Genomic DNA, 13,946 nt, shown 5'->3' with positions numbered 1-13,946 from the left:
CCGTGTGCTGTGTTCAAAGTGATGTTCCACCAGCCCCTGATCCCACCCAACACCGGCAACGCGATCCGCATGGTCGCCGGCACCGGGGCCGAGCTGCACCTGGTGGGCCCACTGGGCTTCGACCTGTCCGAGTCCAAGTTGCGTCGGGCGGGGCTCGACTATCACGACCTGGCGACCGTCGTTGTGCATGAGAGCCTGGAAGCCGCCTGGGAGGCCATCGAGCCCGAGCGGGTCTACGCGTTCACCACGCAGGCGACGCGGTCCTTCGCCGACGTCGCCTACCAGCCGGGCGACGTGCTCATGTTCGGCTCCGAGCCCACCGGACTGCCGGACGAGGTGCTGGCCGACGCCCACATCACCGGCCAAGTCCGCATCCCCATGCTGCCCGGTCGACGCTCGATGAACCTGTCCAATTCTGCGGCCGTCGCCTGCTACGAGGCCTGGCGCCAGCACGGCTACGCGGGCGGCAGCTGAGCACCACCTGTAACGCTCAAGCATCCCCCGACGATGATCGTCATTCAAATCAGAAACATTGTGTTTATCATCACCCGGCTGCACGCTTGCTAAATAGGTAAGGCTTACCTCATTATTGGTGGGCGAGCGACCGCCCGCAACACGAAAAGCCCTGGAGGACACAATGTTCGAGAACGTCACCGAGATGCGCGATTTCGCCCCCGTCATCTCCCCCGTCCTGGACTTCGCCCCCGCCCTGGAACTGGGCTCCAGCTTCGCCCCGAGCATCAGCATCAGCCTTGCAGGCCTCAGCGGGGTCTAGTCACCACCGGCTCGCGTCCCCGCCGATTTCGCCGCGGCTTCGTAGCCGCACCGTCGTTGCAACCACGGCCGCTCCACGAAGCCGCGGCGATCTTGGCAGGGCGAGCGGGGCGCTTGGCGGGGCGTGCAGCGTTCTTCGCAGCGCGGCCGCTCCGTCATACTGGAGCCTGTGAGCGCAATTTTGCAGGCCAGTGGACTTTCCGCGGGGCACGGGGAACGCACCCTGTTCTCCGACCTCGACCTTGTGGTCGCCCCGGGCGACGTGATCGGGCTGGTCGGCGTCAACGGAGCCGGCAAGTCGACACTACTGCGCAGGCTTGCCGGGGAGTCGACGGCTGATGCGGACGGCACGGTCTCGCTCAGCCCGCCCGACGCCACCGTCGGGCACCTCGCCCAGGAGCCGGACCGCCGCGCAGGCGAGACCATCCTGGACTTCCTCGGCCGGCGCACCGGCGTGACTGAGGCCGAGGCGCAGATGAATGCCGCGGCGGAGTCGCTCTCGGACCCCGACGCGGCCGAGGATATTTACACCCCGGCCCTGGAGAAGTGGCTGGCGCTGGGCGGGGCGGACCTCGCCGAGCGCGCCGAGCAGGTCGCGGCGGAGCTGGGTCTGGGCGTGGATCTGGGCACCAAGATGACCGCGCTCTCCGGTGGGCAGGCGGCCCGCGCGGCTTTGGCCTCGCTGCTGCTCTCCCGCTACGACGTGCTGCTGCTCGACGAGCCAACCAACGATCTCGACCTCGCCGGACTCGAGCGGCTGGAGGAGTTCGTGACCGAGACGCGCGTGGGGCTCGTGGTGGTCAGCCATGACCGAGAGTTCTTGGCGCGCACCGTGACCGGGATCGTGGAGCTGGATCTGGCGCAGCAGCGCGTGGACATCTACAACGGCGGCTACGAGTCGTATCTGGCGGAGCGCGAGGTCGCCCGCCGCCACGACCGTGAGAACTTCGAAGAGTACGCGGACACCAAGGCATCGCTGGAGGGCCGGGCGCAGATGCAGCGCAACTGGCTCTCCGACGGCGTCCGCAACGCTCGGCGGAAGGCGGGCAAGGACAGCGACAAGGCCAGCCGCAAGTTCCGCGCCGATGCGTCGGAGAAGCAGGCGGCAAAGGCCCGGCAGACGCAGAAGCGGATCGAACGCCTCGAGGTGGTCGAGGAGCCACGCAAGGAGTGGGAGCTGCGGATGGAGATCGCCGCGGCCCCGCGTAGCGGCAGCATCGTCGCCACGCTCGGCCAGGCTGTCATCCGCCGCGGCGAGTTCGCCCTGGGACCCATTACCGCGCAGGTCAATTGGGGCGACCGCATCGTGATCACCGGCGAGAACGGAGCGGGTAAGTCCACGCTGCTGGCGCTGCTGCTCGGCAAGCTCACACCCGACGAGGGCACCGCGTCGCTGGGCTCGGGCGTCGCGCTCGGCGAGGTCGACCAGGCCCGCGGGCTGTTCCTCGGTGAGGAGCCCCTGGCCGTCGCGTTCGGGGCGGCCGTGCCGGACTGGCCGGACGCGGACGTGCGCACGCTGCTGGCGAAGTTCGGGCTGCGCGGCGCGCATGTCGGCCGGCCCGCGTCGTCCCTGTCCCCCGGCGAGCGCACCCGCGCGGCGCTCGCGCTGCTGCAGGCCCGCGAGGTGAACCTGCTGGTCCTCGACGAGCCGACCAACCACCTCGACCTGCCCGCCATCGAGCAGTTGGAGCAGGCGATGGAGTCCTACGAGGGCACGTTGCTGCTGGTCACACACGACCGGCGGATGCTCGCCACCGTGCGCGCCACGGCCCGCTGGGAGATCGCGGATGGCCAGCTGCATGAGTCTTTCCCGCCGTCGGACTAGTCAGGCATAGTGGCCCCATGACGCCATTCGCCACCGCCCGCTCCGTCCACCTGGTCGCCCGCCCCCACGGCGCGCCCACTCCCGGCGACTTCGCGATCGTCGAGGAGGAGCTGCGGGTGCCCGGCCCCGGCGAGATCACGGTCCGCAACGTGGCGATGAGCGTGGACCCCTACATGCGCGGGCGGATGGACGACCGCAAGTCCTATGTCCCGCCCTTCGAGTTGAACAAGCCGATGGACGGCGGGGCGGTGGGCGAGGTGATCGCGGTCGGGCCCGATGTCGAGCTGCCCGTCGGCGCGATGGTGCTGCACGGCCTCGGCTGGCGCGACCACGCGGTCCTGCCCGCCCGCTCCGCCCAGATCATCGACACCGACCTGGCCCCGGCCACCGCCTACTTGGGCGTGCTGGGCATGACGGGGCTGACTGCGTTCGGCGGGCTCACCGAGTCCGCGTCGTTCAAGGAGGGCGACGCCGTGTTCGTCTCGGGCGCGGCCGGCGCCGTCGGCTCGCTCGTCGGGCAGCTCGCCAAGGCCCGCGGCGCGGCGCGGGTCATCGGCTCCGCCGGCAGCGCGGAGAAGGTCCGCTATCTGGTGGACGAGCTCGGCTTCGACGCCGCCTTCAACTATAAGGACGGCCCCATCGCCGAGCAGTTGGCTCAGGCCGCGCCCGACGGCATCGACGTGTACTTCGACAACGTCGGCGGCGAGCACCTCGAGGCCGCGATCGGCACGCTCAACGTCGGGGGCCGAATCGCCGTGTGCGGGGCCATCTCCCAGTACAACTCGACTGTGCCCGCGGTGGGGCCGCGCAACATGTGGCTGGTGGTGGCCAGCCAGCTGCGCATCCAGGGCTTCCTCGTCCGCAACTTCCCGCACCTGAAAGGGCAGTTCGCGCAGGAGGTCGGCGGCTACCTCAAGTCCGGGCAGGTCCAGTATCGGGAGACGTTCGTCGACGGCGGCGTCGACTCGGCCGTCGACGCGTTGCTCCAGATGATGGACGGCAAGAACATCGGAAAAATGGTCGTGCGCTTCTAAACTGAACTGGACGTACAACTTAAGATTGATGCGGGCCGTCCACCGTGTGCCATATGGTCACCACTGTGACTGAAACCCCGGTGTCCTCAGAGCTCTCCCCTGCCCCACGCGTGTCCAAGTGGTGGGGACTCGTTGTAGTCGCCTTGGGCCTAGCCATGATCGTGATGGATGGCACGATCGTCGCCGTCTCGCTGCCGACGATCATCAACGACCTGCATCTAGACATCACCGACGCGCAGTGGGTGAACTCGCTCTACTCGATCGTGTTCGCCGCGCTGCTGCTGACCACCGGAAACCTCGGCGACCGCTTGGGCCGGCGGAACATCTTCATCATCGGCATCCTGATCTTCCTCGCTGGCAGCCTCTGGGCGGCACGCTCGAACAGCGCGGAGATGCTGATCTCCGCCCGCGCCCTGCAGGGCATCGGCGGCGCGTGCATCCTGCCCTCGACGCTCTCCACGGTGAACGCGGTCTTCCGCGGCAAGGACCGCGCGGCGGCGTTCGGCGTGTGGGGCGCGGTGATGTCCGGCGCGGCCGCGCTCGGCCCACTCCTCGGCGGCTGGCTGACCAGCTCGTTCAGCTGGCAGTGGATCTTCTACGTCAATATCCCCGTCGGCCTGCTCCTCATCGTCGCCGCGCTGATCGCCATGCCCGAGACCCGCTCCGGCGACAAGAGTCCAGGCTTCGACATCGACGGGCTGCTGCTCAGCGCCGTCGGCTTCGGCGCGCTGGTCTTCGCGATCATCGAAGGCGCATCCATCGGCTGGTGGAAGCCGATCGCGGAGCTGCGCCTGTTCGGCCTGACCTGGGGCACCGACATGGCCATCTCGATCGTCCCGATCCTGCTCGTCGTCGCCGCTGTCGCGTTGACTCTGTTCGTGTTCGGGGAGAAGCACCGCGCCAAGGTCAAGCGGTCCGCGCTGCTGGATCTGCACATGTTCTTCACCCCCACGTTCAGCTGGGGCAATGTCGCGGCGATGATGATCGCGGTCGGTGAGTTCGGCCTGATCTTCGTGCTGCCGCTGTTCCTGATCAACGCCATCGGCCTCGGCACGCTCGGCGCGGGCTTCGTGCTCGCGACGATGGCCGCCGGCGCCTTCATCTCCGGCGCGATGGCCCGGCATCTGGCCGCGCTGATCGGCGCGGCGGGCACCGTGGTTGTCGGCGTGTCCCTGGAGATCATCGGCGTGATCACGCTGGCGTTCGTCGTCAGCGCGGATGCCTCCCCTATCACCATCGGCGGGGTGCTCATCATCTACGGCGTCGGCCTCGGCCTCGCCGCGGCGCAGCTGACCAGCACGGTGCTCGAAGACCTCCCCGTGGCGCTGTCCGGACAGGGCTCCGCGACCGAGAGCACCGTGCGGCAGATCGGCTCGGCACTCGGCTCCGCTGTCGTCGGCGCGGTGCTGTCGGTCGGGCTGGCGCACTACCTCGGTAAGATGACCGGCCCCGCGGAGCAGTTCTCCGATGCGACCCGCCAGTCCGCGGGCGGCGCGATCGCCGGACTGCGCGATAGCCACGGCCCCGAAGGCGTCATCCGAGATCTGTCCGAGGCGTTCGCCTCTGCGACCCAGTGGGCGCTGATGGGCGGGCTCGCGTTCCTGATCCTGGGGCTGATCGCCTCGCTGCGGGTGCTACAGGTCTCGCGGCAGGCGGCTCCGGCCCCAGATGCGTCGGCTGACGAGGACGATCCGCTGGCCGAGCCCGTGGGAGCCGACGCCTAAGCGATCAGTTCGACCGAGCATCCTCTGCAGCGGTGGCACCGAATTCTCTGTGCCACCGCTGCAGAGGCTGTCGCTCGGCGTGCAGCTCTGCGGATAGTCCTGCCGCGGGCCTACGTTGCGCGGGTAGATGGTGCCCGTATCACCTCGATCGGGAGCATCAGACACCGAAAATCCCCCGGTGGACGAGCCTCGAATCGAGTGCTGCGGGAAAGGCCCAGGTCGACCGGGTGGTGGCGGCTGGTCAGCCTTCACCAACGGGGGGATCTGGGCCGTTCCTTCACAACAATCGCAGGCCAGGTGCCCGCTGGTCAAAATCCTGACCACACCATTGGGCCGTTTGCCCAGGTCGCAGCGAACACGGACCGTCTCTGACCGCACCAGCGGGCAGAACCCCGTCCCCATCACCTAGATTCCCGACCAAAGCGGGCGCCTGGTGCCCGCGGAACGTAGGGGCCGCACAGGCTCCCCATCGCGGCCTCCGGAGCGGCCGAAGCCGGAGATGCCTCGAGCCTGCCCGGCCACCGTCGCGATGGCTGGCGTCGCGAAGGTCGACGCGGGAGGCCATCCTGTCCGCAAATGGGATCGCGGACGTCGCATAGCGAGCACACGATCGCCATCACAGAGGATGAACTCATCCTGTTGCCATATTTTGACAAACCGTTGTGTTTACACAACACTTCAACACATGAACACAGCCCGTAAGGGGCAGAAGCTTCCCCTCTTCAACCGTGTCGGCGTGCTGCGCGCGGACCGGAAGATGTCGAGGGCCCAACTCGCGGAGATCGTCGGCGTCAACCCGCAGACGATAGGGGCGATGGAACGCGGCGACCACTCCCCCAGCCTGGACCTGGCGCTGCGCGTCTGCGAGGTCTTCGGCCTACCCGTCGAGGCTGTGTTCGCCCGGTCCGAGTTCGGGCCCCTGTACCCGCCAACCCTCCCGTCTGGAGAGACCGATGCCTGACGTCATCGACCGATACCAAGACTTCCGCACCCGGCGGTTCCTGAGGAACGAGGAGAAATTCCAGCACTGGCTGCCCGGCTGGCGCATCCAGAAACGCCGTCGCGCGCTGGTGGTGACGCTGTGCGCGACGTTCGCCTGCATGATCGTCGTCGCCGCGATCTGCCTGGTGAACATGCTCGGCGCGGTGCTGTGGCTACCGGTGGTCGTCGTGTTCCTGCCGGTGTGGACGACCCTTCAAGTGGTCTCCGGCCGGCAGAGCGACGCACCGCGCGACGCCCTCGATGAACGCGAGTTGCGCCAGCGTGACAGCGCCCGCTCCATCGGGCTGACCGTCACCCAGTGCCTTGCCATGGTCCCGGCCTTCGCGCTGATCGTCGCCGGTTCCAGCGACGGCGCCATCACGTTCCCCACCTACTCGGCAGGCATGTTCGTGCTGACCGCTCTCATCATCGGAGCCTGCACGCCGGCAATGATCCTGGCCTGGACCCGAACCGACCCCGAACCCGACGACTACCTCACGGAAGCGGCATGACCATGACCGACAACACCCTCACCATCGACAAGGTCTCCAAGCGCTACGGCGCGGTGCAAGCGCTGGACAACATGAGCTTCGAGGTCCGCCCCGGCGAGATCTTCGGCTTCGTCGGCAGCAACGGCGCGGGCAAGACCACCACCATGCGCATCGCGCTCGGCGTCCTCTCCGCCGACTCCGGCGAGGTCCGCCTGGGCGGCAAGCCGGTGGACCTCGACGTGCGCCGCACCATCGGATACATGCCCGAGGAGCGCGGGCTCTATCCGAAAATGAAGGTGGGACAACAACTCTCATATCTGGCGCGGTTGCATGGCATGAGCAAGCCAGACGCCGACGCCTCCGTGCGGCGCTGGACCGAGCGGCTCGGCATCGACCACCGCGCCGGCGACATGGTCAACGACCTGAGCCTGGGCAACCAGCAGCGGGTGCAGCTCGCCGCCGCCCTGGTGCACGATCCGGCCGTGCTGGTCCTCGACGAGCCCTTCTCCGGGCTCGACCCCGTGGCCGTGGACGTCATGAGCGAGGTGCTGGTCGAGAAGGCCAAAACCGGTGTGCCCGTGATCTTCTCGAGCCACCAGCTCGAGCTCGTCGAGCGCCTGTGCCACCGCGTCGGCATCGTCAGCGCCGGCACGATGGCGGACATCGGCGAGGTCGACGCACTGCGCGCCAAGGGCCCGCGCCAGCTCGAGATTCAGGCCACGGCGGCCCCGCGGGGCTGGGCCGATCAGCTCGCCGGCGTCACCGTGCTCAGCGAAGGCGACGACGGCGGCGTGACCGTCGTGCAGCTCGAATCGCAGGCCGACGACCAGGCCGTCCTCGCCGCCGCGCTCGCCACCGGCCCTGTCCGCCACTTCGCCGCGCGCCGCCCGTCCCTGACTGAACTGTTCCGAGAGGTCGTGTCCGCATGAGCACCCCCAACACCCTGAACACCAGCGCGCTGCGCACCATCGCCCTGGTCTCCCAGCGCGAGTTCACCACCCGGGCCCGCACGAAGTCCTTCCTCATCAGCAACGCCCTCATCCTGGCGCTGATGATCGGCGGCCTCATCGTCACCTCCATCTTCGTCGGCGGGGACAGCAAGCCTGACGTGACCAAGGTGGGCCTCGTCGGCAGCGCCCAGCAGTTCGGCCCCGCCCTCACCGCCGCCGGACCCGCACTGGGCCTTGACATCCAGACTGTGGACCTCTCCGCGGAGGAGGCCCGCACGCAGGCCGGGGACGAGACTGTCGCGGTCGCTCTGGTGTCGGCCGACGACGGCGCTGTCACCGCGCTGACCGACAAGTCCCTCGACACCGACCTGCACTCGCTGCTGGACGGCGTCGTCCGCGCTCAGGCCACCGACGCGGCGCTGACAGCGCAGAACGTCGACCAGGCCAAGCTGCAGTCCGACACCGAGGGCGCGGTCGTCACCGTCGAGGCGATCAACCCGCCGAACGCCGACGAGGGCCAGCGGCTGATCCTCGCCGCGATCGGCGCGGGCCTGCTGTTCATGGGCATCACGGTCTATGGCGTCGCGGTCGGCGTCGGCGTGGTCGAGGAGAAGAGCAGCCGCGTTGTGGAGGTGCTGCTCTCCACCATCAAGCCGCTGCACCTGCTGTGGGGCAAGATCTTCGGGCTCGGCGCGATCGGCCTGCTGCAGGTTGCGCTCGTCAGCGTCGCGGGCCTCGTCACCGGCCTGGCCACCGGGCTCATCACGGTGACCGGCACGGCCACGGCAGTGCTGATCGCGGTACTCGTCTGGTACGTCCTGGGCTTCATCTTCTTCGCGGTGCTCTACGCCGCCGGCGGCTCGATGGTCTCCCGCCAGGAGGAGGTCAACTCCACGACGATGCCGATCACCCTGCTGGTCATGGCGATGGTCTACGTCGCGTTCTTCGGTATCAACAGCCTCGACAGCACGTTCATGACCGTGATGAGCTGGATCCCGCCGTTCTCCGCGACGGTGATGCCGATGCGGATCGCCGCCGGGCTGGCCGACCCCGTGCAGATCGTGGTGACCGTGCTGCTGATGATCGCCGCCTGCTTCGCGCTGTCGATCGTGGCCGCCAAGATCTACCAGCGCTCCGTCCTGCAGACCGGCAGCAAGGTCTCGCTGCGCCAGGCGCTGGGGCGGTAAGCGCCACGGCCAGAAATGCGAGAAGTGTGGAGCGAGCTGTACGCGGGAAAGCCGTACAGTTCGCTCCACACTCACTGGGGCTGGGCCTCAACTCAGGTGGTGCACCTCCTGCAGCCCGTAGACGGGGGTTGCCAGCCCCTCGTATCGGGCCTTGAGCTGCAGCGCGAGGTAGAGCGAGTAGTGCCGGGACTGGTGCAGGTTGCCGCCGTGGAACCACAGCGCCTCCTGCTGGGTGGGCTTCCACATGTTGCGCTGCTCGCCCTCCCACGGCCCGGGGTCCTTGGTGGTGTCCGAGCCCAGGCCCCACACCTTGCCGACCTTGTCCGCGACGTCCTGGCCGATGAGGTCCGCCACCCAGCCGTTCATCGAGCCGAAGCCGGTGGCGTAGACGACGACGTCCGCCGCCAGCTCGGTCCCGTCCTCCAGAATGACGGAGTTCACGGTCAATTCGCGGATGTTGCCGTGCGCCAGCTTGATGTCGCCGTTGGCCACGAGCTCCGCCGCGCCAACATCGATGTAGTAGCCCGAGCCGCGCCGCAGGTACTTCATGAACAGCCCGGAGCCATCGTCGCCCCAGTCGTGGTCGAAGCCCGCGGCCTCGAGCCGGTCGTAGAAGTCCTTGTCCCGCTCGCGGATCGCGTCGTACACCGGAATTTGGAACTCGTGCATGATCCGGTAGGGCAGCGAGCCGAACGTCAGGTCCGCCTTGTGCGTGGTCATGCCGGCGGCCAGCGCGCGCTCGGAGTAGAGGTCGCCCAGGCCCAGGTCCATCAGCGAGTCGGACTTCACGATGTGGGTGGACGAGCGCTGCACCATCGTCACGTCGACGCCGTTCTCCCACAGCGCCCCGCAGATGTCATGCGCGGAGTTGTTGGCGCCGATGACGACGACCTTCTTGCCGACATACTTATCGGGCCCGGGATGCTTGCTGGAGTGGTGCTGATCGCCCTCGAAGATGTCCGCGCCCGTGAACACCGGCACGTTGGCCTTGCCGGACATGCCCGTGGCCATGACGAGCTGCTTGGGTCGCAGCGTCAGCTCCTCGCCGTCGCGGTTCACCTGGACGGTCCACTCCTGGGAGTCCTCGTCATAGGAGGCGGAGGTGCACGTGGTCGAGCTCCAGTACGGGACCTCCATGACCTTGGTGTACATCTCGAGCCAGTCGCCGATCTTGTCCTTCGGCGCGAACACCGGCCAGTTGGAGGGGAACGGCAGGTACGGGAGGTGGTCGTACCAGACGGGATCGTGCAGGCACAGGGACTTATATCGACCGCGCCACTGGTCGCCGGGGCGGGCGTGGCTGTCGATCACGATGGCCGGCACGCCGAGCTGGCGCATGCGGGCGCCGAGCGCGATGCCGCCCTGCCCCCCGCCGACGATCACGACGTACGGCTGGGTGGTGCGACCGAGCTCGCGTTCCTCGATCTCCTTCTCCTCCGCCCACGTGATGCGGGCCTTGTCCGCGCCGTGTTTGGCGCCGCGCGGCCGCGACTCCTCGAAACCCTTGAGCTCCTGCAGCGTGGTCAACAGGGTCCATGCTTGATCCCCGGCGCCATCTCCCGACTCGGCAGCCTTCAGCCGCAGATGCCCTTCGCCGCGGCCGGTCGCAGTCTCGAACGCGATCCACGCGCTGACGACACCGTCGGCCTCGTCCGGTGTCGCCGTGGCGCTGAAGCCCGACGGGTTCGCATCGGCCAACCTGTCGGACAGCATGTCCGCGACCTGCGCACGCCCCTCGACGGTCTTGAGGTTCCAGGTGAAGGCGACGAGGTCTCGCCAGTAGCTGTCGACGGCGAACAGTCCGGCAGCACGCTGGATGTCGCGGGCGGCGAGCGCGGATTCGAACTCGGCCAACCACGCGTCGACGCGGGCCTGCGGGCTGTGCTCGATGGACTGGGGCTCCGTGAATTGCGTGTCGGGCCTGGTGAGCATCTCGGTCATGGCAACTCCTTGATCGCTGTTGTGACACAGAGCACACACCCGATCACGGAGGACGACAATGGTTGCATCGCGTTGCATCGGACTCGACCCCGCGGGCCCCGTCGAGTAGAACTGTGGTGTGGGACACGGGCGAAGCGGCTTCAGTGCGATAGCGGCTGGCGTCGACCTGCCGCAATACGCCCGCGAGCTGGCCCGGGTCCATGACGCGGTCCTGGGCGGCAGCACCGCCGGGTCCGCGCCGCGACCGGTGGTCTCCCGCTCCTGGTCCCGGGTGCTCGCCTCAGGGCTGGCGCCCGGTGCGGAGAATGCCCGCCACCCGCTGCCTCTGACCGAGATCGAGCGCCGCCGCCGCGAGAGCCCCTTGGCACTGGTCGTGGATGAGTTGGGACAGGTCATCGCGGCCATCGCCGACGCGTCGCACCTGCTCATGGTCGTCGCCGACGCCGACGGCATCATTCTGTGGCGAATGGGCTCCGCGCGGATCCGCCAGCGCGCCGACCAGCTGGGATTCTTGGAGGGCAGCGAGTGGACCGAGCAGCGGGTGGGCACCAACGCCATCGGCACCGCGCTCGCCGAGGCCGCGCCGGTGCAGCTGTTCTCCGCCGAGCACTTCGAGCAATCCCAGCACCCGTGGTACTGCACCGCCTCCCCCATCCACGACCCGCGCACCGGCGAGCTGCTGGGCGTCGTCGACGTGAGCGGGCCCGCCCTCACCCTCCACCCGATGATCAACGCGCTGGTCGAGACCGCCGTGCGGATGGCCGAGTCGCAACTGTGGCGCCACCACGAGCAGCGGCTCGAGCGCCTGCGCACCGCCTCCGCCCCGGCTCTCGCCTCCACCCGCGGCCCCGTGCTGCTGGTCGACGAGCACGGCTGGGTAGCGCACGCCACCGGCGTCTCCGCGGCGGATCGCATCGCCGTGCCCCGGCTCGGCCGCGCCCTGCAGATCCCCGGCCTCGGCCTGTGCATGCCCGAGCCGATCACCGACGGCTGGCTGATCCGCGCCACCGGCGACGCCACCAGATTCCTGCTCACGCTGGACCTCTCGGGGGAGCCGGCGATCGAGGTGTCCGGGGCGGACGCGTCGTGGCGCAGCGCTCTGCCCACCCGGCACGCGGAGCTGCTGGTCCTACTGCATGTGCGCGGCACGGCGGGCCTCACCGCGGCGGAGCTCAGCCAGGCCATCTACGGGGACCCCGACCACGTCGTCACCGTCCGCGCGGAGATCTCCCGGCTGCGCCGCACGCTCGGCGGGGTCGTCGAGAGCCGCCCCTACCGGCTGGCGGAGTCCGTGGATCTGATGGTCAGGCTGGGCGCTGCGGACCAGCTCGCAGACACCCCCTTCGTCCGGCGTGTCGCCAGCCCGGGAGTGCGCGCGCTCGCCACCCGATTCTGATTCAGCCATCCCACAGTGGCAGCCAGCATCCGTCGGCTATCATCCATTGTGGCTGTCAGTGACGACTCCCTGTCTCCGGCCCTTTGGTTGAAAGTGAGCTCCACTATGAGGTCCGAGGCCCTACAGTTCCGTCGCCGCCTGCGCGCCACCGCGCTGGCCGCCGTCGTTCTCGGCTCGCTGCTCGCAGCTGGTCCGACAGCCGTCGCGTCGCCGGCCACCGCCCAAACCTCTACCGCGGTGATCACCCGCGTCGAGCCCATCACCGACCGCCAGGTGCGCGTGTTCATCGACTCCCCCGCCATGCAGGGCGAGGTCCAGGTGCAGGTGCTGCTCCCCCGCGACGCCACCACCGCGCGCCCCACCGTTTACCTGCTCGACGGCCGCTCCGCGACCCCGGGCACCAACAACTGGATCGAGCAGGGCGAAGCCGTCGAGTTCTTCGAAGACAAGCCCGTCAACGCCGTGATCACCACCGGCGGGCGCGCCAGCTACTACACCGACTGGCAGCAGACCGACCCCGTGCTGGGGCACATGAAGTGGGAAACGTTCCTCACCCAGGAGCTGCCGCCCCTGATCGACGCGCGCTTCAACGGCAACGGGGCGCAGTCCCTCGTGGGCCTGTCGATGGGCGCGCACTCCGCGATGATGCTGGCGTTCCGCAACCCGGAGCTGTACTCGGGCGTCGCGGCGTTCAGCGGCTGCTATGAGACAGACAACCCCATCGGCTTCGCGCAGATGGGGCTGATCATCGACAGCTACGACGGCAACATCCACAACATGTGGGGTCCGCTGGGCGACCCGGACTGGGCCGCGCATGACGTGTTCCGGCACGCCGAGCAGCTCCGCGGCATGGACATCTACGTCTCGACGGCCACCGGCCTGCCCGGCTATAACGAGACGCTGGACAACCCCGACCTGCTCGAGCTCGTCGCGGTCGGCGGCCCCCTCGAGGCGGTGTCCTATGCGTGCACGCGCAACCTCGACGCCAGACTCTCGTCCCTGTCCATCCCGGCCACCTTCGTCTACAACGATTCGGGCGTGCACACCTGGGCATACTGGCGCGACGAGCTGCCGAAGTCCTGGCCCACCCTGGCGCGCTCGCTCGGGATTTGAGCGAGAGTCCCGCTTCGCGGTCCGGGTGGACGCGCCGGGCCGTGAATAGCCGGGCCGACGAACTGCGGCCACTACTGTTTGAGCGGTGACGCCTCCCCTCGCCCCGCGGCCAGAGCCCTGGCGGCGAGGCGCGGCGCTGACACCGGTGCGCATGGTCGCGCTGGGGTTCGCGGCCGCCATCCTGATCGGGACCGGACTGCTCCTCCTCCCCGCCGCCAGCCTGCCGGGGTCGGACACGAGCGTGCTCGACGCGCTATTCACCGCGACCTCCTCAATGTGCCTGACCGGTCTCATCGTCGTGGACACCGCCACCCACTGGTCCGGTCTGGGCCAGGCGATCATCCTGGGCCTGATCCAGGTCGGCGGGTTCGGCATCATGACGATGGCGACCGTGGCCGGACTCGTCCTGGCGAACCGCCTCGGGTTGCGGGCCCGCCTGAACGCGGCGGCGGAGGTGTGAGGTTCCCCCGGAAAAGTGGACGGGGTTATGCCGCAGAAGCGACTGCGACTGACGCTACCTCGTAGGCAAT

General features: G+C 68.6%; 12 protein-coding genes and 1 pseudogene. 12 read left to right on the top strand and 1 reads right to left on the bottom strand.

From position 1 onward, the window contains the following. Nucleotides 1-9 precede the first annotated feature (9 nt). The 9 genes from TBIF_RS03250 to TBIF_RS03210 all read left to right on the top strand — a co-directional run bounded on the left by TBIF_RS03250 (nt 10) and on the right by TBIF_RS03210 (nt 8,966). Entirely contained in the window at nt 10-474 is a 465-nt protein-coding gene (locus TBIF_RS03250) for a tRNA (cytidine(34)-2'-O)-methyltransferase (protein WP_024793430.1), read from the top strand. A gap of 163 nt (nt 475-637) precedes the next feature. Next, nucleotides 638-775 (top strand): hypothetical protein, encoded by a 138-nt coding sequence (locus tag TBIF_RS25605; protein WP_158506308.1) that lies wholly within the window; start codon nt 638-640, stop codon nt 773-775. A gap of 168 nt (nt 776-943) precedes the next feature. Beyond that, entirely contained in the window at nt 944-2,599 is a 1,656-nt protein-coding gene (locus tag TBIF_RS03240) for an ABC-F family ATP-binding cassette domain-containing protein (RefSeq protein ID WP_024793429.1), read from the top strand. Between the two features lie 17 nt (nt 2,600-2,616). After that, the gene (locus TBIF_RS03235; protein ID WP_024793428.1) at nt 2,617-3,633 is read left to right on the top strand and encodes an NADP-dependent oxidoreductase; all 1,017 of its coding nucleotides are present in this window, start codon (nt 2,617-2,619) and stop codon (nt 3,631-3,633) included. A 53-nt stretch (nt 3,634-3,686) separates the two neighbouring features. Continuing rightward, nucleotides 3,687-5,357 carry a DHA2 family efflux MFS transporter permease subunit gene (locus TBIF_RS03230; RefSeq protein WP_051461332.1) on the top strand — a complete coding sequence of 557 codons (1,671 nt, stop codon included), beginning with the start codon at nt 3,687-3,689 and terminating at the stop codon, nt 5,355-5,357. Nucleotides 5,358-6,042: 685 nt separating this feature from the next. Next, on the top strand, nt 6,043-6,318 hold the full coding sequence (locus TBIF_RS22780) for a helix-turn-helix transcriptional regulator (protein WP_051461331.1): 276 nt from the start codon (nt 6,043-6,045) through the stop codon (nt 6,316-6,318). Then, complete coding sequence (locus tag TBIF_RS03220; RefSeq protein ID WP_024793426.1) at nt 6,311-6,850, top strand: hypothetical protein; 540 nt, start codon at nt 6,311-6,313, stop codon at nt 6,848-6,850. Before TBIF_RS22780 ends, TBIF_RS03220 begins: the two co-directional genes overlap by 8 nt. A gap of 2 nt (nt 6,851-6,852) precedes the next feature. Then, a complete protein-coding gene (locus tag TBIF_RS03215; protein ID WP_024793425.1) occupies nt 6,853-7,758 on the top strand; it encodes an ABC transporter ATP-binding protein in 906 nt (301 codons plus the stop codon). Continuing rightward, entirely contained in the window at nt 7,755-8,966 is a 1,212-nt protein-coding gene (locus TBIF_RS03210) for an ABC transporter permease (protein WP_024793424.1), read from the top strand. The genes TBIF_RS03215 and TBIF_RS03210 overlap by 4 nt, the downstream gene beginning before the upstream one ends. Before the next feature lie 87 nt (nt 8,967-9,053). Here TBIF_RS03210 and TBIF_RS03205 read toward each other — a convergent pair whose 3' ends face one another. After that, nucleotides 9,054-10,907, bottom strand: coding sequence for an NAD(P)-binding domain-containing protein (locus tag TBIF_RS03205; protein ID WP_024793423.1), 1,854 nt, complete (start codon nt 10,905-10,907; stop codon nt 9,054-9,056). A gap of 118 nt (nt 10,908-11,025) precedes the next feature. Between TBIF_RS03205 and TBIF_RS03200 the strand changes: the two genes are divergently transcribed. The 3 genes and pseudogenes from TBIF_RS03200 to TBIF_RS03190 form a co-directional block, all read left to right on the top strand. After that, nucleotides 11,026-12,303 (top strand): GAF domain-containing protein, encoded by a 1,278-nt coding sequence (locus tag TBIF_RS03200; RefSeq protein ID WP_024793422.1) that lies wholly within the window; start codon nt 11,026-11,028, stop codon nt 12,301-12,303. Between the two features lie 105 nt (nt 12,304-12,408). Continuing rightward, nucleotides 12,409-13,416, top strand: a complete 1,008-nt coding sequence (locus tag TBIF_RS03195; protein ID WP_024793421.1) for an alpha/beta hydrolase — start codon at nt 12,409-12,411, stop codon at nt 13,414-13,416. A gap of 151 nt (nt 13,417-13,567) precedes the next feature. After that, nucleotides 13,568-13,873, top strand: a pseudogene (locus tag TBIF_RS03190) (TrkH family potassium uptake protein); the annotation flags it as partial. Nucleotides 13,874-13,946: the final 73 nt, after the last annotated feature.

It is taken from the genome of Tomitella biformata AHU 1821 (assembly GCF_000524475.1).
Classification (GTDB): domain Bacteria; phylum Actinomycetota; class Actinomycetes; order Mycobacteriales; family Mycobacteriaceae; genus Tomitella; species Tomitella biformata.
This window is presented reverse-complemented; position numbering and strand designations above follow the sequence as displayed.

What these genes read in the sequence shown, in the direction of transcription:
- TBIF_RS03215 (WP_024793425.1), top strand. Translation starts at nt 6,853, where the DNA reads ATGACCGACAACACCCTCACCATCGACAAGGTCTCCAAGCGCTACGGC.
- TBIF_RS25605 (WP_158506308.1), top strand. Translation starts at nt 638, where the DNA reads ATGTTCGAGAACGTCACCGAGATGCGCGATTTCGCCCCCGTCATCTCC.
- TBIF_RS03210 (WP_024793424.1), top strand. Translation starts at nt 7,755, where the DNA reads ATGAGCACCCCCAACACCCTGAACACCAGCGCGCTGCGCACCATCGCC.
- TBIF_RS22780 (WP_051461331.1), top strand. Translation starts at nt 6,043, where the DNA reads ATGAACACAGCCCGTAAGGGGCAGAAGCTTCCCCTCTTCAACCGTGTC.
- TBIF_RS03195 (WP_024793421.1), top strand. Translation starts at nt 12,409, where the DNA reads ATGAGGTCCGAGGCCCTACAGTTCCGTCGCCGCCTGCGCGCCACCGCG.
- TBIF_RS03230 (WP_051461332.1), top strand. Translation starts at nt 3,687, where the DNA reads ATGGTCACCACTGTGACTGAAACCCCGGTGTCCTCAGAGCTCTCCCCT.
- TBIF_RS03220 (WP_024793426.1), top strand. Translation starts at nt 6,311, where the DNA reads ATGCCTGACGTCATCGACCGATACCAAGACTTCCGCACCCGGCGGTTC.
- TBIF_RS03235 (WP_024793428.1), top strand. Translation starts at nt 2,617, where the DNA reads ATGACGCCATTCGCCACCGCCCGCTCCGTCCACCTGGTCGCCCGCCCC.
- TBIF_RS03205 (WP_024793423.1), bottom strand. Translation starts at nt 10,907, where the DNA reads ATGACCGAGATGCTCACCAGGCCCGACACGCAATTCACGGAGCCCCAG.